The sequence below is a fragment of the Amniculibacterium aquaticum genome (genome assembly GCF_003852705.1).
GTDB classification, from domain to species: domain Bacteria; phylum Bacteroidota; class Bacteroidia; order Flavobacteriales; family Weeksellaceae; genus Amniculibacterium; species Amniculibacterium aquaticum.
This window is the reverse complement of record NZ_REFA01000062.1, coordinates 1-1474: the sequence shown is the minus strand read 5'-3', so window position 1 is coordinate 1474 and position 1474 is coordinate 1. Positions and strand designations below refer to the sequence as shown.

Annotated in this window: 1 protein-coding gene; it reads left to right on the top strand. The window is 34.9% G+C overall.

All coding sequences use genetic code 11. From position 1 onward, the window contains the following. Positions 1–158 precede the first annotated feature (158 nt). Entirely contained in the window at positions 159–659 is a 501-nt protein-coding gene (locus EIY84_RS11695) for a hypothetical protein (RefSeq protein ID WP_122027422.1), read from the top strand. The last annotated feature ends 815 nt before the right edge of the window (positions 660–1474 follow it).

The following is a 1474-nucleotide window of genomic DNA, read 5'->3' as shown; positions in this document are numbered from 1 at the left end:
CAAACGGTTTTGCGTCAGGCGGGGTAAATGGCTTCGATTGAACATTTTTTACTAATTCTAAGGTGTCAGCTTCGAGTGAAATTTTGTGGTGAAAATCCCGCCCGAACGCAAAGCCGCCGACCGTTGTACGCAATCTCACTACAAAACACTAATAAAGAATGAATTACGAAGAACTTTTAGTTGTAAAAAGTAAATATGAAATTACATATGCAGATTTACTTGCATTAGATGAATGGAAACTGAAAAGAATGGAAATTTTGGAAAAAGACCAAGAAAAATGCACTGAATGTGGATCCTCAAAATCATTTGGACCTTTTTTTTCTGGTAGCCAAAAATTATGGGGAAGAAAAATTAATGATGAATCGACTTTAGAGGAAACTCGAAAACTATTAGAGATTCATCATAAATATTACATTAGAAATTTATTACCTTGGGAGTATGAAGACGCATTAACAACTTTGTGTTCAGAATGTCATATTAAAGTACACGAAACAGAAGAAATACCAATTTATTTTGATAGTTCATTAACACAAAAAATAACAACTGAAACTTGCGAGCGTTGCGGTGGAACAGGTTTTTTAAAAGAATATGAATATTATCAAGGAGGGGTTTGTTTTGGTTGTCAAGGAACAGGCATGAGAATTCCATGGAATGATTAAAGAGACTGCGTACAACATGGGTTTTGCAAGATGCGGGGTTGAAGGAAATCTCAGAGAAATTCTAGAAAATACCCGCAAAAAACTTTTCCATTTTTTAGTTTTTTCGTAATTTTAAAAAATGGAAAAAGTTTTTGCTAGCGTTCGGTCACCTCTTGAAATTTCGGTTGCAGTAGCCCGCACCTCGCAAAGCCCCTTTCCGTTGTCCGTAATATTTGAGGAGCGTTATCAAATTGAAGATTTTGCAAATTTGAAAATTTATTGACCTCTACCCTTCTGATTTCTAAATTTTATGCCGAATAATTTCTGCGTGAAAATTTTAAAAATTGAGCTGAAATTCATGCTGAAAATTATCCTGTTGATTTTCGAAAAATTGTGCTGAATATCTTGCTGAAAATTATTCCGTTTTAACAGCGCTGATTATTAAAATATCGAGCTGAGGAATCCTGAATTTGTGCGTGAAAAATTGAAGTGACTTGGCGAAAATTATCAATCTGAAATTCTTTGGAAATACGCTTCTTTTCTCTTTGTCGTCCTTGATTTTCAACTTCTCGAACTGAATTTAACCCAGTTAAATTCGCCCTCGAATTGAAAATACTACGGACAACAGACGGTTTTGTGAAATGCGGAGGCTGGGCTCTTGCGTTGAAATTTTTGATAAATTATTCGCAAAAAGCCTTTTTCTTTTCCTAATTTTTGTATTTTAGCAAAAGAAAAATGGCTTTTTGCTTGGTGTTGAGATTGCATAAATACTTGATAATCAAAGTCCGCACTTCACAAAGCCGCAAACCGTTGTCCGTAATATTTGAGGAGCGTTA